This is a genomic window from Actinoplanes sp. NPDC049265 (genome assembly GCF_043197135.1).
Classification (GTDB): Bacteria; Actinomycetota; Actinomycetes; order Mycobacteriales; family Micromonosporaceae; genus Actinoplanes.
This window is the reverse complement of the sequence record NZ_JBICSP010000011.1, coordinates 296,742-316,113: the sequence shown is the minus strand read 5'-3', so window position 1 is coordinate 316,113 and position 19,372 is coordinate 296,742. Positions and strand designations below refer to the sequence as shown.

Genomic DNA, 19,372 nt, shown 5'->3' with positions numbered 1-19,372 from the left:
TCATCGACGTGCGGCCAGGGCCCGGGTTCAGAGGTTGCGCAGGGCGTCGGCGCTGGTGCGTACGTCGGCCACGGGTCCCTCACCGACGGGTTCCCCGGTCAGGATGGTGTCCTGCTCCAGCACCCACCAGCCGTCGTAACCGGCACCGGTGAGCGCGCCGGCGACAGCGGCGAAGTCGACGTCGCCCTGGCCGATCGGGCGGTACAGGTTGGCCCGGACCGCGTCGGTGTAGGTCAGCTCGCCCGCCTGCACCCGCTTGGCCAGGCGGTGGTCGACGTCCTTGGCGTGCACGTGAGCGATCCGGTCGGCGGCGTGCACGGCCAGGGTGGCCGGGTCGGTGCCGCCGATCAGCACGTGGCCGGTGTCCAGGCAGAGCGGGATGCGGGAGCCCTCGAGCACCCGCTCGATCTCCGGGCCGGTCTCGATCATCGTGCCGACGTGCGGGTGCAGGACCGCCCGGATGCCCCGGGCCTGGGCCGTCTCGTGGAAGCGGTCGAGCGTACGCAGCAGCCGTCGCCAACCGGCCGGGTCCAGGGCCGGGCGCTCGTCGTAGCCGTCCTGACCGGTCGCGGCGGCGAGCACCAGGACGTCGCCGGTGAAGTCCGGGAACTCCGGCTCGTCGTGTAGCACCACCGGCACGAAGCCGCCCAGGGCGGTCAGCTCGTACCGGTCCAGGAGCGGCCGCGGGTCGGCCGGCAGGAAGCCGTCCGGGCCGTACTCGGTCGCGGTCAGGCCCACCTCGTGCATCTCGCGCAGGACGCGCTCGGGGGACAGCTGGTAGCCCCAGCCCGGCACCTCGCACACACCCCAGGAGATGGGCGCACCAGCGATCCTCACAGTCACGACCCGAGAATGCGGCCGGTAACGAGGCTGTAACAAGGGGCCGCTCACATCAAAAAGACCTCAGGGTTTGAACCGTCATCGCGCGGGCATCGATCTGGTTCGTGGTACGCAGGCTGGCCGATCGCTACCGGCTGCTCGACCGGCTCGGCGCCGGCGGCATGTCGGTGGTGTGGCGCGCCCACGACGAGGTGCTCGACCGCGAGGTGGCGGTCAAGGTGCTCTCGCCCGGCCCGGGCCTCAGCGATCGCATCCTGGTCGAGGCCCGCGCGGCCGCCCGCCTCCGCCACCCCCACGTCGTCGAGGTGTACGACTTCGGCCACACACCGCCGTTCGTGGTCATGGAACTGCTCGACGGCCGCACCCTGGCCGACGCCGGCCTCCCGCTCCCGTGGCGGTCCGCGGTGACGATCGGCGCGCAGGTCGCGGCGGCCCTGGCGGCGGCACACGCCCGTGGCATCGTGCACCGTGACGTGAAACCGGCCAACGTCATGGTCACCGCGACCGGCGTGAAGCTGGTCGACTTCGGCATCTCGGCCTCGGCCGGGGAGGCCGACCTGATCGCCGGCCAGATCTTCGGCACGCCCGCCTACCTGGCCCCGGAACGCATCGACGGCGGCCCGGTCCGGCCCGCGACCGATGTGTACGCCCTCGGCCTGCTCCTGCACCTGATGCTGGCCGGAAGCCTGCCGTGGGACGCGTCGACCACCACCCAGATGCTCCGGGCGCACCTCTACCGCAGCCCGGCCGGCCTGCCGCCGGTGCCCGGTCTGCCCAGCGAAGTGACCACGCTGATCCGCGACTGCCTGGCCAAGGAACCGGCGGCCCGCCCCGCCGCGGCGACCGCGGCCCAGGTCCTGGCCGACGCGGCCGGGCTGAGCACGCCGCCGCCCCTGCTCGCCGCCCTGGACGCACCCACCGTCCCGATCCGGGTCGGGTTCCTGCCCGCCGCTCGTCGTGGCCGCCGCCCGACGAAGGCCACCCGCCCGCCCGGCCGCTTCGACGCGCCCGGCCCGCGCCGCCGGATCGTGCTGGCCGGTGCGGTTGCCGTCGCCCTGGTCGCCGCCGGGGCGGTCTGGTCGACCGGCCGCGCCGATCCGCCGCCGGCCACGCCCGCCGCCGCCGCGGCCGCGCCACCCCCGCTGACCTGCCAGGTCGCCTACGTGATCCGCAGCGCCCTGAACGGCCGGCTCTCGACCGCGGTCACGGTCGCCAACACCGGGCGGTCGGCCGCCGCCGACTGGAAGCTGAGTTTCACCCTCCCGGAGGGACAGAAGCTGGTCCGCGGCTGGAAGCGGGGCTGGACCCAGGAGGGCCGCTCGCTCCGCCTGGCCGGACGGAACCTCGCCGCCGGCACCACGGTGTCGACCGGGTTCGACGCCAGCTACCGCGATTCGGCCGCCCTGCCGGGCGAGTTCAGACTCAACGACACGATGTGTACGCCGCGGCTGTCGGTGACCGGCCGCACCTCGAAGCCCGCGGCCACGACCAAGCCGCCCACCACGACCAGACCCGCGCCCCCGCGGCCCGCGCCGGCCTTGGTGAAGAAGGACAACAAAGGCCCGGGCCACAACAACGGCCAGGGCGACGGCAAGGGCCACGGTTAGGCCTGGTCGTCGAACAGGGCGGCCAGCCTCTCGTCGGTCTTCACGCCACTGATCGACAACTTGGTGGCGCCGCCCCGGAAACGCTCACGCAGACTGGTGGCGATCGACCGCCGGGTGCCGGTGATCTCCAGCCGGCGCAGGCCCGGCAGGTTGGGCAGGGCGTCCACGGTCAGGCCGTACGCGTCCTCCAGCCGCAGCGTGTGCAGGCTCGCGTGCTGTTCCAGGGCGGACAGGTCGGTCAGGTCGCCGGGTCTGGTGTCGAAGGTCAGCCGCAGGTCCTCGAGGTCGGTCAGCATCGTCAGCCGCGCGGCCGAGAACGCGCCGCCGGCCCAGATCCAGACCTCCGAGGCGCGGCGTACGCCGATCGGGATCACCACGTCCGGTCCGTAGTGGAACAGCCGCAGATCCAGGCCCCGCCCGTCATCCGGCGCCTCCAGGTGCAGGCCGGGCGACGGCCGGTCGAGCAGGACGGTCTCGACCTGCTCGGGCAGCCGGGCGCTGTGCAGATGCCGGCCGCCGAGCCGGACCGTGGCCAGGCGGGTGTCCCCGAGGCCGAGGTCGCCGACGGCGTCGTCCCAGTGCAGGGAGCGGACGCCCATGTGGGCGCGGATCGCCTCGACGACGCCGCGGTCCGGGCCCGACCACCGCACGGTCAGGCAGCGCGGGAGTTGCTCCAACTGGGTCCAGTCGACCGGCCCCGACTCGGGCGCCAGCCCACCGCCCGGCGTCAGATCGAGCACCTGCAGGCCGGGCGGCACGGTCCGTGGTCCGGCGCCGAAGTCGACCACGACTTCGTCGGACGGCTCGAAGTCCACCGCGCCATGGTAGGGCCGCCGCCGGTCCTGTTCCGACCCGCTTACCTGTCACCGAGGTCGTGGCGGCGGTCGAGGGACGGCGGTGCCGCCTGACGGAACCGCAGCGTGTCCATCGGCGCAACGATAGGCGCTCCGGCCGGTCTGTCGGCGGACAGATCGCGATCCAGCGGCCGATGGTGCGTGATGCGTAAGCTGACGTTGCCGAAAGTGAACGCACGCATACTCATCCGTGACGCTGGGGGCACCGCAAGCAATGATTCAGACCGGCCGACCGTCCTATCATCAGCTCAGTCGCTCGCAGTTGGCCCTGCTGAATCAGGCGTTACCCGACCGGGACGTCATCGCGACGCTGTGGCACACCCAGTACAGCCGGCGACTGCTCATGGTTAAGACGATCATCGATGCTGTCGACGCCGATCCGGCTGTCTCGGGGCCACTGCCGCCGATCGCCGGGGCGGTGGCGGCGCTGGAGGCGGCGGAGGTCGCCCGCCCGGAGGCGTTGCGGGAGACGCTCCTGCTGCCGACGGTCGGATCGTGGGCGGCGTACACCCTGCGCCGGTTGTACGGCTTCGCCGACGCGGACACCCCTTTGTGGATTGACATCGGCGTGCTGCATACCCTCGCGCTCCTGGTCGGCTTCCGGGCCGGCCTCGACTGGGCCACCTTCGTGCCGGTGCGGGACGGGCGCCTGATGCTTCCGGGGCTCGGGATGGCGCTGATCGACCGGACCGTGGGTGCGGGCATGACCCGGGCGCGAACGGTGCGGGGTCGTCTGCTGCTGGAACACGAGGACGGGGAACTCCTCATCGACTCCTCGACGGCCGGGCGAGAACAGTCGAGGTGGTGGCCGCTGCGTCGGCTGCGAACCGGCCACGGTCCCGGGTTGACGCTGGCCCTCGACGACATCGACCCGTTTCGTGAGCTGGCCGAGCCGGTTCCGCCGGGCCGGCTGCCGGCTGAGGAAGCCCTGGCCTGGTCCGAGCTGCTGGTCGATGCGTGGCAAGCGATCATCGACCAGGATTCGAGGACGGCCGCGGCGATCTCCGCCGGTATGGTGTCGCTGACCCCGCTGCCTCGTGTGGACGGCGGGGTCGAAACGAGCGGATCGACCGGCGAGGCGTTCGGTGCGTTGCTGCTCACACGACCGGACGACCACCTCACGTTCGCCGTCACGCTGATCCACGAGTTCGCGCACGTCCAGCTCGGCGGTCTGCTGCATTTGCTGGACATGACCGGAGTTCCGGACCCGGCGACCCACTATGCGCCGTGGCGCGACGATCCTCGCCCGCTCTCCGGGCTTCTCCAGGGCATCTACGCGTTCGTCGCGATCGCCGCCTTCTGGCACAAGCGGATGTCGTTCGCGTCCGGGCCGGCCGCCGCCCGGGCCTATTTCGAGTTCGCCCATGCGCGCGGCCAGGTGACCCAGGCCCTGGACGCCGCGCGAACCTCCACGTTGCTGACCGCGGCCGGCCGTGACCTCCTCGACGGCTTGGCCGGGCGTGCCGAACACTGGCGCGACCTGGTCGTGCCGGCCGGGCCGGCCCGCGCCGCCGAACTCGCCCTCCGGACCCACCGGGCCGGGTGGCGGCTTCGAAATCTGCGGACGGACGGCGCTACGGTGCGGACTGTGGCCGAAGCGTGGGCCGCCGGTCGAGAGGTTCCGCCGATCGAGGACCTCACCGACGTCCGGCCCAGCGGCGACGACGCCTGGTCCTATCCGCGATTCCGTCTGATCCAGGGCTGGGCGACGGCCGTGGCGGGGCCCCGAGGGTCCTCCGATGGGGTCACGATCGATCCGGCGGAGCAGGCCCTGGTCGCAGGTGAGGCGTCGGCCGTTCGCCGATTCGCCGACCGGGTCGCCCGGAACGGCGAGGACCTCGATGCCTGGACCGGTCTGTGCGCCGCCGCCGACGGTGCCGCCGGTGTGACGCTGAGCCGGGCGCCGTCACTGGTGTACGCGGTCCATGACACGCTCCGCCGGTCCGGCGTCCGCGCGGATCCGCTTGCCCTGGCGGAGTGGATGGCCGGTGGGCTCAGCCGTGCGGCCGCTGCCAGTGGTTCGTGAGCACCTGCTCGACCCGGCGGTATTCCGGTGACCCGGCCCCGATGGCGAGGCGGAGGGCGGTGAGGAGGGCGGGCAGCCCGTCGTCGAAGCGCTCACAGGTGTGGATCATCGAGAGGACGTGCAGCCGGCCCGCCGGGTTGTCCGAGATCACCGTGCGGATGTGGCCGGGTAGCTGGTCGATGACCTCGCGCCGTTGGTAGTCGTCCCGGAACTGCCGGAGCTCGAGCAACGTCTCGATGATGAGCTCGAGGCCGTCGAGGCCGTCGGGCGCGAGGGCGGCCGTTGCGGTGTGGAACGGAGGGCTCGACGCGAGCAGCGTACGTGTGTAGGCCGCGGCCACCCTGGCGGCGTACCCGTGCCAGTCGTCGTTCTTGGCCGCGTCGGCCAGATCCGAGATTCCGCGCACCATGAACCAGTGCCGTTCGTGCAGATGCGCGCTCACGGCGACGCCTGATCCCTCCATCTCGAAGGCGCGCAGGTCATAGCGCTGGGCCAGGGCGTCTCGCAGACGCGCGTCGCGCAGGAGGATGTCGGCGCTGCCGACCGCGCCCCGGTGAACGGTGCTCCGGCCGCCGTCCGGACGCGCGAACGGGGCTGTCCGCCAGGCCGGCCGATCCGCCTCGGCTCGCCACGCCTCCGCGCCGTCCACCTGCGCGGCCTGCAGTTCCCGGTCCGCGGCCAGCAATCTGGGCGAGAGCCCGTCCAGTCGCCGCCGCGGCTCGGTCCGGCCGTCAACCGCGCGTACGTGTGCGTAGTCGACGATGCCGTCGGTCGCGACGACCACATCCCCCAGGCGGACCGGTTTTCCCCGGCCGGTCACCGGGGCACCCGCGGCGATGCCACACATCAGGAAGACCCGTATCCCGGGAAAGGTCCCGGCCAGATCGGCGCAGAGCGCGGCCGCGCTGCGCGTACCGTCCATGCCCAGCATCGACACCGCCACGCGATGCGGCCGGCCGGGCTCGGTGCTCGGCACGTCGCCGACCCGGCCGGTGCTGAAGCCGGCAGTCGCAGGCTGGTCGACGGGGTCGTCGAGGATCGACCGGGCCGCGGCGTACTCGATGGGCAGCGCCGTGATCAGACCGATCGTCACCGCACCATGCATGGCCGATCCTCACCGCGCGCGGCCTCCGGCAACGGCCGGCCAAGGCGGCCATTGTGGGAGACTGACGTCGTTCGATGTTTTGCCGGTGCGAGAGGAATCATCTGGTGGAACAGCTTCCTGGAGGGGTCGAGACCGAGCTGGTCGATCTCTCGGGCATCTCGCTGAGCGAGCTTCGCAGGGGTGATGGCCAAGCGTTGCGCCCATCGGCGGAGCGCCTGTTGCGCCAGGTCTCCCGCTCTCGCCGTAACCTCGGTGGCACCAGTCCTCCCGGGCGCGTCGACTGAGGCGCCGCCTACATCGGCATCGGGTCGACGTCGCAGTCGGCCCGGAGGTTCTGCAGGGCGTTCAAGGTGGCGGGGTGGCGTTCGCCGAGCACCCGCCGGAGACGGATCATGGTGTCGGCCAGGATCCGATCGGCCTCCGCGACCCGGTTCAGTTGCCGCAGATCGAGCGCGAGATTCACGCTGCAGGCCAGGGTCGAGGGATGTTCGACGCCCAGCACTCGCTCCGATCGGGACAGCGTGTCGGTGTCGAGGTCGTACGCCATCGCCAGCTCGCCCTGTGCGGCCAGGTCGCTGGCGAAGTTTGTCGCCGTGATCAACGCGACGGGGTGGTCCCGGCCGAGCGTCTCCTCCAGGATGCGCAGGCTTTCCTCGTTGTGTTCCCGTGCCGCCGCCGGATCGCCCGCGTGCCGGAGCACGATGGCCAGGTTGGTTCGGGCCGACAGGGTGTAGAGGTGCCGCGGCCCGAACAGCCGGTGATAGGCGGCGACCGTCTGCTCGCCGATCTTCCGGGCGTCGGTGAGGTTGTTGGCGTGGCGGTGGTCGATCGCGAGGTTGATCGCGGTGGCGATGGCTTCCGGAAAGTTCTCGTCGTAGCGGCGTAGATAGCGCTCGAGCGTCTCGAGGGAGAGCTTCAGAGCGCCGTTGTGATCGCCGGCCTTACGCCGCATCACGGCGAGGATGCGAGCGGTTTTCAGGGTCGCGGGCGCGTCCCGGCCGAACAGCTCGATGTCGGTACTGAAAAGTTTCTCCTGCCGGTTCCGTGCCTCCAGGTAGTGGCCGGCCTCGCGCAGGTCGACGTTGCGGTTGCTCATCGAGCTGAGGGTCAGCTCGTCGTCGCTGCCGAGCACGACGGCCCGTCGGTGCTCGGTGTCGGTGTCCAGTTCCAGCGCCTCGGTGTAGCGGCCCAGCAGCCGCAGACTCAGGGCCAGATTGTTCGTGCCGATCAGCAGGGCTGGATCGTCGTCACCGAGGACCCGGCGCCCGGTCCGGACCGCGGTCTCGTCCAGCTCGCGTGCCGCTTCGAAGTCGCCGGCCACCCGCAGGTCGGTGGCCACCACCCACATCGCGTCCAGGGTGCCCTCGTCCTCGTCACCGAAGGTCTGCTGGTAGCGCTGGAGGGTGTCCTGGTTCAGATCCCGGGCCTGGGCGAACTTTCCGTTGACGAAGTACATCCAACCGACCCATTTGGCCAGTCTGAGTGTGTGCGGATCGTTCGGCCCCCGGTCGGCCTGGCGAAAGCGCAGCGCTTCCTCGGCCAGCTGCTCGCTGCCCACGTGGTCACCCCAGTAATAGAGGTATCGGGCCATGCCGGCGACGAGTTCCTGCACCCGGGCGTCGTCGGATTCGACCGCCCGCGAGGCATTCAGGTGCGGTCGCAGTGCGCCGTAACGCGGCCACTCGTCGCTCCGGCTGGGGTTGCTCGGGTTGCCGTTGGCGAGCAGGGTGTGGGCCCCGCGTCGCATGAGCGCCTGCTGATCCGCGTCCATGCTGTCGTCCAGAACCAGGCGGATGAGGCGATGGATCTGCAGGGTGTTGTTGCGGTGATCGATCTTCGCCAACGCGTACCGCTGAATGTCGCGGATCGCTCGGCTCAGCCGGAACTTGTCGCTGAGGGTCGCGTCCAGGTCGTCGGTGATCGGGGCGGTCGGCGAACCGGCGAAGAGCTTTCGCGAGATCGGTTCGGGCGCGAAGAACGAGCACACCTGGAGGAGCTGCAGGGCGCCCAGATTGACCTCGCGCAATCTTTCCAGGGACAACCTCCAGGCCGCGCGTACGGTGACCCGGTAGTCCGGCGGAGGCTCCTGATCGAGCAGTTCGAGACGCTTTTCGTCGAGCAGTTCGAGATATTCACCCGCCGGCATTCCGGTGGTGGCGTGCCAGGCGGAAGCCTGCTCGATGGCGAGCGGAAGATCGCCGAGCGCTTCCGCCAGCCGATCGGCCTCGTCGTCGGTGAGATCTGGATTTCGCTTCGTCAGAAAATGGGTGCTCTCGGCCCTGTTGAAAACGTCGACTTCCAGTGGGCGAGCGCCCCGCCCCCATTCTGGGTTGCGCGAAGTGACGATTATTTTTCCGGCTCCACCGGTCGGGAAGAATTGCCTGACCTCGGCCGGATCCTCGGCATTGTCGAAGACCAGCAGCCAATTCTCGTAACCGGTTTGACCGGTGCTCAGCGCTTCCTTGACGGCCGGCACGGCACTGTTCGCCTCGGGGCTGACGTCCAGTCCGAGCCGCTGCGCGAGGGCGGTCAGCGAGTTGAGGATCTGGCCCTGTTGCTCGGCCGGCACCCACCAGACCAGGTCGTATTCGCGGCTGTGACGGTGTACGTATTCGATGGCCAGCTGGGACTTGCCGACCCCGCCCATGCCGTGGATGGCCTCGGGCAGGACCGCGGTCTCGCGTACCTCGACGAGTTCGTCGTGCAGCCGGGCCAGCAGATCCTCGCGTCCGGTGAACTCCTGGTTGCGCTGTGGGATGTCACCCCACACCTGGGGGAGCCGGTCGTGGGACCGCCTTGTCTCGGCGACGGGAGGCATCTCGTCTCCTAACTCCGTGCTCGCGTCGCTATCCAGCCGAGTGTCGACCTCGACGGGATCGATCTGTGTCTGCAAGGCGTCACCCGATGTGGCGAAAAGGGCCTTTTCGGGCGAACCTATCACCTCGGCTACGGTCAGGTGATCGACCTCATCAACGTCGTCGAGGTCCGAGGGAGGCGTCTGCGACTCGGTTTCGGGTTTGCGCGGGACGATGTCGGACGGCCGGGCCGACAGCAGCTGGTCGGTGACCTCCAGGCGGTCCGCGATCTGCTCGGTCCAGCCGACCAGCTCGACCCGGATCGGGCCGTCCAGTCGGGCGGCGACCCGGTCGATCATGATGAGCCCGGCGATGGTGCCGTATTCATGATGGTTCCGGCCGGCGGCGTGGTCGAACGCCTGGCCGAGGCTGGACGCGGGGGGAGGCGCCGGCGGCGTGAGCCCGGCGACGTCGGCCAGCCACCAGTCCACGCTCGCGCCGTGGGTCTCGGCGCGATCGAGAAGCTCGTGCGTACGTTGAACCTCTCCCTCCAGCAGGAGGTTGCTCAACGTGGCGGCCTTGATCAATTGGTCGACCCGCTTGGCGCCGGGGGCCCGGGGCGCCATGACGGAGAGGGCGCCACGTAATGCTCGCAGTCCGCCCCGGGCGGCCATGCAGGCCAGCACGATCTCGATCACATGAAGCCGGGACTCGTCCCGCTCCGGAACGTCGGGGAACTCGTTGACCTCACGCCTGATCAGGTTGATGAGAAGTCGGCGATCGGCCCGGCGATCGACGAATGGGACATCGACCAGAGCATCGATCAGCGCATTGCGGAGGTCGCCTGCCGCGTCTTTTCTCGCGCCGTGGGCCAACTCTCGTCTCCCGTGCTTCTGACATACGATGGCTGTCAATTCGTTGAGACGAACTTATCCCTCGTTCAGAAGCCGAGGCAACGGCCGCGGAGGCGATTGACGGTAGTAGCCTAGATGCCTCTTTCCGGCAGCCTCGGCCGGGGTGGTCAGGCGGATTGATCATTGATCTTCATGAAGATCGGCGTATTTCGAAGTTATTGTCAGGGCTTGGCGGTGGCCCGGGCCGACCACCTGATCGCCTCCATGTAGGCGCCGGCCAGGTCCGCGCCGGCCGCGTCGCCGGCGTCGTAGGCGTCGACCACGCGCAGCACCTCGCCCAGGGCGCCGCTGCCGTTGACCAGGGCACCGGACACCTCGGCGGAGAGCGGCAGCTGGGCCGCCAGCGACGCCGACGAGGTGCCCAGCAGTTCGGCGACGCCGCCGACCAGGCCGGCCATGAAGGCGGCGTCGCCGGAGGCGCCGACCGTGCGGGCCACGTTCTCGCTCAGGCGGGCCCGGGTCAGGGCGGTGACCATCTGTTCCTCGGTGGCCTCGGCGATGTCGTCGATGACCATCAGGGTGGCCCACTGGCGGATGTGCGCCAGCCCGATCATCACGACGGCCTGGCGGACCGACGACACCCGGCCGGAGTGGCCGGCCGCGGCCGAGTTGGAGGCGCGCAGGACGCGCAGGGACAGGGCCGGGTCGGTGGCGATGATCGAGACGATGGTGCTGAGGCCGGCGTCGGGGGCGTTCAGGGCGCCGAGGAGTTGGAGCCGGCGCAGGCGGGACGGTGAGATGCTGGCCGCGGTCAGGACCTGGGGACGGCTCAGCGCGTACCCCTGGCGAAGCTCGCATTTGTAGTGGTCGGCCAGGGCGATCTGGGGTGGGCCCTCCAACCGCTCGGCGACGATCTGGAGGCCGGGGAAGCCGCGCAGGAGGGCCACGAGCTGGTCCAGGTCGGTCAGGTCGCCGTCGAGCAGGTCGAGCTTGACGTACGAGGCCAGCGGCAGCAGCTTCTCGTGGCCGGAGCCGTGGACGTAGTCGTCGAGGGCGATTCGGTAGCCCTGCCCGGCCAGGGCGGTGATCCCGGCGATCACGTCGTCGTCGACGGTGACCGTCTCCAGCACCTCGAGGACGACCTGCTCGGGCCCGAACGGAAGGGTCAGTTCGCCGGTGAGGAACTCGGTGGTCAGGTTGATGAAGCAGAGCTTGTCGCCGGCCACCTCGCGCAGCCCGAACTCGGTGAACGCGTTGATCATCACCTGGCTGGTGGCGTAGGTGTCCTGCCGCCCGGCCTCGACCGCGTCGGCGTCGCCGCGGAACAGCAGCTCGTAGGCCACGACCGTGCCGCCGGCGTCGAAGATCGGTTGCCGGCCGACGTGCACGAGGTGGGTGAGGTTCACGGGCGTCCCATCGGCACTCGGAGGTGGGACTTTACGTACTTCGAGTTGCGTCGTTTCCTGAGTCGAATTAACGTTAGGCGTATGAGCACCCTGACGGACCATGCGCGGGCCGGCGCTGACGAACTGATCAAGGCCATGGCGTCGATGCCGGCGACCGATCCGCGCCGGGCCCGGGTGCGAGCACGGGCGATCGAGGCGTGGCTCCCGCTGGCGCGACACCTGGCCGCGCGCTACCACGGCCGCGGCGAGCCGGCCGACGACCTGGTTCAGACCGCGACGGTCGGGCTGATCAAGGCGGTCGACCGGTACGACCCGGGCCACGGCGTGGAGTTCGCCGGTTTCGCCATCCCGACCGTGCTGGGCGAGATCAAGCGCCACTTCCGGGACCGTACGTGGTCGGTCCGGGTGCCCCGCCGCACCCAGGAGTTGCGGATGGCCATCAATCAGGCCAACAACGCGCTGCTGGCCACCCTGGGCCGCTCGCCGACAGTGGCCGACGTCGCCGCGCACCTCGGGATCACCGAGGAGGCGGTGCTGGAGGGGCTGGAGGGTGCCCGGGCGTACTCGGCCAGCAGTCTCAACGCCCCGGTGGCGGGCGGGGACGGCACGGTCGAGCTGGCCGACACCCTCGGCGCGAGTGATCACGAGTACGAGCTGACCGAGCTCCGCCTCACCCTCGGCCGTGCCATGACCAAGCTCAACGAGCGCGAGCAGCGCATCCTGTCGCTGCGCTTCTACGGCAACATGACCCAGTCGGAGATCGCCGCCCGGGTCGGTCTGTCGCAGATGCACGTGTCCCGGCTGATTGCCAAGGCCTTGCAGCGGTTGCGGTCCGACTTGCGCAACGACTGAAATAACTCAGCAATTTCGCGGAAATCATCGACACTCCGTGCGCGCGTCGCTAGCGTGCGGCCATGCTCCCCTCCGCACTCATCACTGCGCTCACCGTCACCCTCACCGCCGTCCCCTCCACCGGAGCCACCCCGGTGACCCGGGCCGGGCTCGACCCCGCCCTGGTCCACGGCCGCGGCGCCGCTGTCTCCTTCGTTGAGCAGGAGGCCGAGAACGCGCGCACCACCGGCGCCGTGATCGGCCCCGACCGCACCGCGTACACGCTGCCCGCCGAGGCGTCCGGCCGGCAGGCGGTCAAGCTCCGTCCCGGGCAGTGGGTCGAATTCACACTGCCCCGGGCCGCGAACGCGATCACCGTCCGATACAGCATCCCGGACGCCCCCACCGGCGGCGGGATCCGCGCCCCGCTCGACGTCACGGTCAACGGCCACGACCGCAAGACCCTGACCATGACCTCCGAGTACGCCTACCTCTACAACCAGTATCCGTTCACCAACGACCCGGCCGCCGGCCCGCTGCACCCGGACTGGTGGATCACCGAATGCTCCTGCGTACCCGCCGCGACCACCCCGGCGCCCGCCATCACCAAGCCGTTCCGGCCGATGAAGTTCTACGACGAGCAGCGCCTGAAGCTGGCCCGCACCTACCGGGCCGGTGACCGGATCCGCCTCACCGCTCCCTCGTCGGCGAAAAACTGGACAGTCATCGACCTGCTCGACTCGGAACTGGTCGCCCCGCCCCGGGTGGTCGGCCCGGCGGTGTGGCTGGTCGCCGACCCGACCGGCCGGCGCGACGCCGCGCCCGCGTTCGACCGGGCCATCGCGCTCGCCCGCACACTGCGGCGGCCGGTCTACCTGCCGCCCGGCACCTACCAGGTCAACCGGCACATCGTCGTCGACGACGTCACGATCATCGGCGCCGGCAACTGGCACACCAGGGTGACCGGGCACGGGGTCGGGTTCTACGGCAAGCCGGCCGAACAGGGCGGCAGTCACCGCGTACACCTCGAGGGGTTCGCCATCGAAGGGGACGTGCGCGAGCGGATCGACACCGACCAGGTCAACGGCGTCGGCGGGGCGATGAGCGAATCCACCATCGAGGGCCTGCACATCCGGCACACCAAGGTCGGGTTGTGGTTCGACGGGCCGATGCGCGACACCACGGTCAGCGACACGATGATCGTCGACCAGATCGCCGACGGCGTCAACTTCCACACCGGCGTGACCGGCTCGGCTGTACGAAACAGTTTCGTACGCAACAGCGGCGACGACGGGCTGGCCATGTGGTCGGAGAAGACCGCGAACGCGGGCAACGTCTTCGAACGCAACACCGTGCAGACGCCGACCCTGGCCAACGGCATCGCCATCTACGGCGGGCGGGACACCACGGTACGCGGCAACCTGGTCGCCGACCCGCTGCGCGAGGGCAGCGGACTGCACGCCGGGTCACGGTTCGGAGCCGAGCCGTTCACCGGGCGGCTGACCATCGCCGGCAACACCACGGTGCGGGCCGGCACGCTCGACCTGAACTGGACCATCGGGCTCGGCGCCATCTGGTTCTACGCCCTCGACCGCGGCATCGCCGCCGACATCTCGGTCACCGGCGACCACTACCTCGACAGCACCTACAACGCGATCATGCTGGTCAGCGAGTTCGGCGTGAAGGACCTCTACGGCATCGACGGGGTCAAGTTCAAAGACATCCACGTCGACGGTACGGGCACCAGCGTGCTTTCCGCGCGTACCCAAGGATCGGCGTCCTTCGAAAACGTGGACGCGCGCAATGTCGGGGCGCAAGGCGTGAACAACTGCGGATCGTTCCACTTCACGCCGGCCGGGTCCGAGTTCGGGCTGGCCGACCTCGGTGGCAACGACGGCGGGTGGCTGCGGCCGTACCTGCCCAACGTGATCAGCTGCCAGGACCGGCCGGCCGTGGTGCCTCCGCCCGTACCCTCGCCGTGGAGGGGTTTTTGATGGATTTGACACCGCGCCGGGGATCTCCGCGCTGACATAGTCGACGCATGGAGACTCTCGGCGTGGCGGTGGCCGGCTTCGGCTGGATGGGACGAGTGCACACCCAGGCCTACCTGCGCGTACCCCACCACTACCCGGCCCTCGGCCTGCGCCCCGTCCTGGTCGCGGTGGCCGACGAGGTGCCGGGCCGGGCCGCGTCAGCCGCCGCACAGTACGGTTTCGCCGCCGCGGCCGACGACTGGCGGGCGCTGTCGGCCGACCCGCGGATCCAAGCGGTCAGCATCACCGCGCCCAACTTTCTGCACCGGGAGATGGGCGTCGAGCTGGCCCGGGCCGGCAAGCACATCTGGATCGAGAAGCCGGTCGGCCTCACCTCGGACGACGCGGCCGCGGTGGCCGGCGCGGCCCGGGACGCCGGGGTGCACGGCGCGGTCGGCTTCAACTACCGCAACGCGCCCGCGGTCGAGGCGGCCCGGGACCTGATCGCCGCCGGTGACATCGGTACTGTCACGCACGCCCGCTGCCGGTTCTTCAGCGACTACGCGGCCCACCCGGAAGGCGCGCTGAGCTGGCGGTTCGAGCGGGCCCGAGGCGGCAGCGGGGTGCTCGGCGACCTGGCCGCGCACGCCGCCGACCTGATCCGGTTCCTGCTCGGCGAGATCACCTCGCTGGTCGCCGACACGGCCATCTTCGTGCCGCGGCGGGCCCGGCCGGCCGGCGCCACCGCGGGACACGTCCGCGCGGCGGGCGGCGAACTCGGCCCGGTGGAGAACGAGGACTACGTGTCGGCGCAGCTGCGCCTGGCCTCGGGGGCGCGAGCGATCCTGGAGGCGAGCCGGGTCGCGGTGGGCGAACAGAACACCTACGGCTTCGAGGTGCACGGGACGAAAGGCGCCGTGTACTGGGACTTCCGGCGGATGGGGGAGCTCGGCCTCAGCACCGGCACGGCGTACCAGGACCAGGCGGTCAGCGCGATCCACATCGGACCAGGGCACGGCGATTACGCCGCCTTCCAGCCCGGCTCGGCCAACGGCATGGGCCTGGACGACCTGAAGGTGATCGAGGCACATCGCTTCCTGCGCTCGATCGCCGAGGACAAGGCGTACGGAACGACATTGGACGACGCCGTCGCCGGCGCGCGCATCCTCGACGCGCTGTCCGAGTCGGCTTCCCGCCGCGCATGGGTTGACCTACATATTTAGATGACCCTGGAGCCCGGCCACAGCCCGCGTTCCCTCCCGTAACCACCTTTTCCGCATCGGGACCAGGGCGTTCTCGCCCTGGTCCCGATTTTTTGTAACGCGGGAACCCCTGGCATGCGTCTTAGAGGCGTGGATGACAGAGAGACGGACTTCCGGGCTTTCGTCGGCGCGCAGATGGAACCGTTGCGCGGTCTGGCCTACCTGACCTGCGGTGACTGGCAGGTCGCGGAGGACGCGGTGCTGACCGTGCTGGCCCGCCTCTACCTGAAGTGGGACCGGATCGACTCACCGGCCGGGTACGCCCGCGCCGCCGTCGTCCGGGCGGCCATCGACGAGACCCGGCGGCCGTGGTGGCGGCGGGAGAAGTCGCACAGCCACGCGATGCCGGAACGCGCCCTTCCGGACCGGACCGCCGCGGTCGACGACCGGCTCCAGGTCCGTCAGGCGCTCCGGACGCTGTCGCCCAAACTGCGCGCCGTGCTGGTGCTGCGCTTCCTCGAGGGGCGCAGCGTGCAGGAGACGGCCGAGGCGCTGGGCTGGCCCGAAGGCACGGTCAAGTCGTACACGTCGCGTGGGCTGGACCGGCTCCGAGCGGTCCTGAGCGTGGATTTTTCCGGTGAGACCAGGGAGGAACGTCATGCAGCGAGAGCTTTCTGACATGTTGGAAGACGCGAAGCGGAACCCGCCGGCGCCGCGCTACACCGTCGACGACGTGGTGCTGGCCGGCCGCCGGTTGCGCACCCGGCGGCGGGCCGCGTGGACCGGCGTCGCGGTCGCCACGGCGGTGGTCGCGGTGGGCGCGGCGGTCGGGGTGCCGCGGCTGATCATGGGCCACTCGGCCGGACCGCCGGCCGCGACGTCCCAGCCGGTGGCGGCCCGCTCGACCCCGGAACCGTTGCGCTATCCGGACCAGGTCTGGGAGTACGCGTTCACGGGCTACCGGGCCGGCGAGTTCACGGTGAACGACCCGTTCCTCGTCACCGCCGACTTCCAGCAGGCCAGCGTACGGATGGGCGACGACGTCGACGAGATCTATGCCGAGCCCCCCAAAGCCGGCCAGAAGCCGCAGGTCGCCCGGAGCCAGCCGGCCCAGAACCTGCTCCTGACCGTGTACCGGCCCGGCCGGTACTCCCCGCAGCAGTTCGACGGCGGCCGGTCGGTGCGGGTCGGCGACCGGCCCGGCCTGTTCAAGGAGGACACCGAGCTCGAGGGCGGCGTCTCCCCGATCCCCGGGCAGCGCGGCCTGGCCTGGCAGTACCAGGACGACGGCTGGGCGGTGCTGAACACCTTCGAGCCCGACCCGGACGGCCGGATCAGCGTCGACGACATGGTCACCGTCGCGGCCGGGCTGCACGGGGTGAAGCCGTACCCGGCCACCGCCGCGATGAAGCTCGGGTCCGTCCCGCCCGGCTACCGGCTGGTTCAGGGCGGCCGCGCGCCGGGCTACCCGAACGGCGCCGCCGACGAGGGCTACCGCACCAGCCTGCGCCTGGCCAAAGCGCCGACCCGGACGCGGGAGCGGCTGACCGACGCGGTCGTCGCCGACACCGACAGCGTCAAGGACATCTGGGTCAACCTGTCGAGCTTCCCCCCGAAGGAGGAGCCGCCGGGCGGCAGCACCCCCGGCACGCCGTACTGCAACAGCGGCAATCCGGACCTCTGCTACCGGGTACTCCCCGGCGGCAAGTACAAGGTCGAGATCGTCGGCAGCGGCGACACGTCGTCGGCCGACCTGAAGCGGGTGCTGTCCCAGCTCACCTTCGCCGACGTCGACCAGCCGTCGACCTGGTTCCCGCTCGCCGCCGCCGCGGGCAGGTAACACCCCGACAAGATGCCCTCCCGGCCGGGGCGACACCCGTCGACCGGGAAACGCACAGCCCGGTCGGTGCGGCCGGCTCACCCGTACACGAGCCGGGTTGAGATCGCGGGTTGACAGGGCGGAAACATTCGCGCAGCGACCGCGTCACCAATAGCGAACAGCATGGGTCCGGTGACGCAGGGATCGGAAGACGAGGTCGGGGCACTGGCCGGCTTCACCGTGGCGGTTACCGCCGAGCGGCGCCGCGACGAGATGGCGGCGCTGCTCACCCGGCGTGGCGCCCGGGTGCTCACCGCCTCGGCCATCACGATCATTCCGCTGGCCGACGACGAGGCGCTGCGTACGGCCACCGCCACCTGCATCGGGCTCGCCCCCGACCTGGTCGTCGCCACCACCGGCTTTGGCTTCCGGGGCTGGCTGGAGGCGGCCGAGGGCTGGGGGATGGGCGACGAACTGCGGGCCGCGCTGCGCCGGGCGCGGATCCTGGCCCGCGGGCCCAAGCCGTGCGGCGCGATCCGGGCGGCCGGGCTCACCGAGGAGTGGGCGGCCGCCACCGAGGCCACCGAAGAGATCCTCGACCGGCTGCTCACCGAAGGCGTCGCCGGCACGCGCATCGCGGTGCAGGAGCACGGCGAGCCGCAGACCCAGTTCGTGGACGCGCTACGCGACGCCGGCGCGGTGGTGGTCGAGGTGCCGGTCTACCGCTGGACGCTGCCACCCGACGTCAACCCCGTCCGGCGCCTGGTCGAGCAGGTCGTACAGGGCCAGGTCGACGCGGTCACATTCACCAGCGCGCCCGCCGTACGCGCGTTCCTGCAGATCGCCGGCCCGCAGGCCGATCCGCTGCTGGCCCGGCTGCGTACCGACGTGCTGGCCGCCTGCGTCGGCCCGGTGACCGCCGCACCCCTGATCGAGCGGGACGTGCCAGTGGTGTCGCCCCAGCGCTTCCGGCTCGGCGCCCTGATCAAGACCCTGACCGACGAGCTGCCGCGCCGGGCCCGGCTGCTCCGGGTGGCCGGCTGCGACCTGGAACTCCGCGGCCACGCCGTGCTGATCGACGGCCGCCTGCACACGCTGGCCCCGGCCTCGATGACGATCCTGTCCGCGCTGGCGGCCCGCCCCGGCGCCGTCGTCTCCAAGGAACGCCTGGCCGCCACCCTGCCCCGGGCCAACGACGGCCACGCGGTCGACGTCGCCGTGGCCCGGCTGCGCACCGCGCTCGGCCCCGGCAAGCACATCGAGACGGTGATCAAACGCGGCTACCGCCTGCGCGTGGACGACGCGGCGTGACCGGCACCCTCGTCGCCGTCGCCCACGGCACCCGGTCCGCGGCCGGCCGCCGGCAGATCCGCGGCCTGGTCGCCGAGGTCGCACGACGCCATCCCGAGCTCGACGTCCACCTGACCCACGTCGACGTCCAGCAGCCCCGCATCACCGAGACCATGCGCCACGTACGCCGCGCCGTCATCGTCCCGCTGCTGCTCAGCACCGGCTACCACGTACGCGTCGACATCGCCGAGGCCGCCGGCACCAGCATCGTCGCCCCGCCCCTCGGCCCCGACCCGCTGCTCACCGAGATCCTCGCCGACCAGGCCGGCCGCGACCACGACGCCCTGATCCTGGCCGCCGCCGGCTCCTCCGACCCCCACTGGCGCGCCCAGGTCGACACCGTCGCCGCCGACCTGGGCGCCCACGTCGCCTACGCCGCCCAGAACCAGACCGCCGACGTCGTCACCGCCTTGCGCCGCCGGGGCGCCGAACGGATCACCGTGGCGGCCTACCTGCTGGCCGAAGGCCTGTTCTACCGCTCCCTGCACGTCGCCGGCGCCGACCGCGTCACCCCGCCCCTGTGCCACGACCCCCGCCTGCCCGCCCTAATCACCCAGCGCTACACCCACGCGGTCCTTTGCTCTGCGCACCAATAGTTGCCCCCACTCCGACCTGCGGTTTCGCGTTTGATCACGGTTTCGGCGGCCGACCTCGCCTTAGGGGTGGGCGGGGATGTCACATTGGCGGGGCGGCGGATGTAAGGGGTTCTG

Annotated in this window: 14 protein-coding genes; 9 read left to right on the top strand and 5 right to left on the bottom strand. The window is 70.9% G+C overall.

From position 1 onward, the window contains the following. Window positions 1-27 precede the first annotated feature (27 nt). Window positions 28-843, bottom strand: a complete 816-nt coding sequence (locus ACGFIO_RS26350) for a TIM barrel protein (protein WP_392829510.1) — start codon at window positions 841-843, stop codon at window positions 28-30. Between the two features lie 101 nt (window positions 844-944). Here ACGFIO_RS26350 and ACGFIO_RS26345 point away from each other — a divergent pair, with 101 nt between their 5' ends. Beyond that, complete coding sequence (locus ACGFIO_RS26345) at window positions 945-2,447, top strand: serine/threonine-protein kinase (RefSeq protein WP_392829509.1); 1,503 nt, start codon at window positions 945-947, stop codon at window positions 2,445-2,447. Here the strand turns inward: ACGFIO_RS26345 and ACGFIO_RS26340 are convergent. Further along, window positions 2,444-3,262 carry a hypothetical protein gene (locus ACGFIO_RS26340; RefSeq protein ID WP_392829507.1) on the bottom strand — a complete coding sequence of 273 codons (819 nt, stop codon included), beginning with the start codon at window positions 3,260-3,262 and terminating at the stop codon, window positions 2,444-2,446. The genes ACGFIO_RS26345 and ACGFIO_RS26340 overlap by 4 nt on opposite strands. A 301-nt stretch (window positions 3,263-3,563) precedes the next feature. On the opposite strand from ACGFIO_RS26340, the gene ACGFIO_RS26335 reads away from it, so the two are divergent. Next, window positions 3,564-5,327 carry an HEXXH motif domain-containing protein gene (locus tag ACGFIO_RS26335; protein WP_392829505.1) on the top strand — a complete coding sequence of 588 codons (1,764 nt, stop codon included), beginning with the start codon at window positions 3,564-3,566 and terminating at the stop codon, window positions 5,325-5,327. Here ACGFIO_RS26335 and ACGFIO_RS26330 read toward each other — a convergent pair. The 3 genes from ACGFIO_RS26330 to ACGFIO_RS26320 form a co-directional block, all read right to left on the bottom strand. Beyond that, window positions 5,296-6,432 carry a hypothetical protein gene (locus ACGFIO_RS26330; RefSeq protein ID WP_392829503.1) on the bottom strand — a complete coding sequence of 379 codons (1,137 nt, stop codon included), beginning with the start codon at window positions 6,430-6,432 and terminating at the stop codon, window positions 5,296-5,298. The genes ACGFIO_RS26335 and ACGFIO_RS26330 overlap by 32 nt on opposite strands. 292 nt (window positions 6,433-6,724) lie before the next feature. Next, on the bottom strand, window positions 6,725-10,102 hold the full coding sequence (fxsT, locus tag ACGFIO_RS26325; RefSeq protein WP_392829502.1) for an FxSxx-COOH system tetratricopeptide repeat protein: 3,378 nt from the start codon (window positions 10,100-10,102) through the stop codon (window positions 6,725-6,727). A gap of 200 nt (window positions 10,103-10,302) precedes the next feature. Beyond that, window positions 10,303-11,487 (bottom strand): EAL and HDOD domain-containing protein, encoded by a 1,185-nt coding sequence (locus ACGFIO_RS26320; RefSeq protein WP_392829500.1) that lies wholly within the window; start codon window positions 11,485-11,487, stop codon window positions 10,303-10,305. An 81-nt stretch (window positions 11,488-11,568) separates the two neighbouring features. On the opposite strand from ACGFIO_RS26320, the gene ACGFIO_RS26315 reads away from it, so the two are divergent. The 7 genes from ACGFIO_RS26315 (at window position 11,569) to ACGFIO_RS26285 (ending at window position 19,258) form a co-directional block, all read left to right on the top strand. Then, on the top strand, window positions 11,569-12,339 hold the full coding sequence (locus ACGFIO_RS26315; RefSeq protein ID WP_392829498.1) for an RNA polymerase sigma factor SigF: 771 nt from the start codon (window positions 11,569-11,571) through the stop codon (window positions 12,337-12,339). Between the two features lie 62 nt (window positions 12,340-12,401). Beyond that, window positions 12,402-14,312: a glycosyl hydrolase family 28-related protein gene (locus ACGFIO_RS26310; protein ID WP_392829496.1), complete on the top strand. Its 1,911-nt coding sequence runs from the start codon at window positions 12,402-12,404 to the stop codon at window positions 14,310-14,312. A 47-nt stretch (window positions 14,313-14,359) separates the two neighbouring features. Then, window positions 14,360-15,514: a Gfo/Idh/MocA family protein gene (locus ACGFIO_RS26305; protein ID WP_392829494.1), complete on the top strand. Its 1,155-nt coding sequence runs from the start codon at window positions 14,360-14,362 to the stop codon at window positions 15,512-15,514. A gap of 129 nt (window positions 15,515-15,643) precedes the next feature. Then, window positions 15,644-16,171, top strand: coding sequence for a sigma-70 family RNA polymerase sigma factor (locus ACGFIO_RS26300; protein ID WP_392829493.1), 528 nt, complete (start codon window positions 15,644-15,646; stop codon window positions 16,169-16,171). 1 nt (window position 16,172) lies between these two features. Then, a complete protein-coding gene (locus ACGFIO_RS26295; protein ID WP_392829491.1) occupies window positions 16,173-17,333 on the top strand; it encodes a hypothetical protein in 1,161 nt (386 codons plus the stop codon). 171 nt (window positions 17,334-17,504) lie between these two features. Continuing rightward, on the top strand, window positions 17,505-18,623 hold the full coding sequence (locus tag ACGFIO_RS26290; RefSeq protein ID WP_392829489.1) for a uroporphyrinogen-III synthase: 1,119 nt from the start codon (window positions 17,505-17,507) through the stop codon (window positions 18,621-18,623). Further along, a complete protein-coding gene (locus tag ACGFIO_RS26285) occupies window positions 18,620-19,258 on the top strand; it encodes a sirohydrochlorin chelatase (protein ID WP_392829487.1) in 639 nt (212 codons plus the stop codon). Before ACGFIO_RS26290 ends, ACGFIO_RS26285 begins: the two co-directional genes overlap by 4 nt. Window positions 19,259-19,372 lie beyond the last annotated feature (114 nt).

Coding starts and splice junctions, on each gene's coding strand:
- ACGFIO_RS26330 (WP_392829503.1), bottom strand. CDS start 6,432: ATGCATGGTGCGGTGACGATCGGTCTGATCACGGCGCTGCCCATCGAG.
- ACGFIO_RS26315 (WP_392829498.1), top strand. CDS start 11,569: ATGAGCACCCTGACGGACCATGCGCGGGCCGGCGCTGACGAACTGATC.
- ACGFIO_RS26310 (WP_392829496.1), top strand. CDS start 12,402: ATGCTCCCCTCCGCACTCATCACTGCGCTCACCGTCACCCTCACCGCC.
- ACGFIO_RS26305 (WP_392829494.1), top strand. CDS start 14,360: ATGGAGACTCTCGGCGTGGCGGTGGCCGGCTTCGGCTGGATGGGACGA.
- ACGFIO_RS26295 (WP_392829491.1), top strand. CDS start 16,173: ATGTTGGAAGACGCGAAGCGGAACCCGCCGGCGCCGCGCTACACCGTC.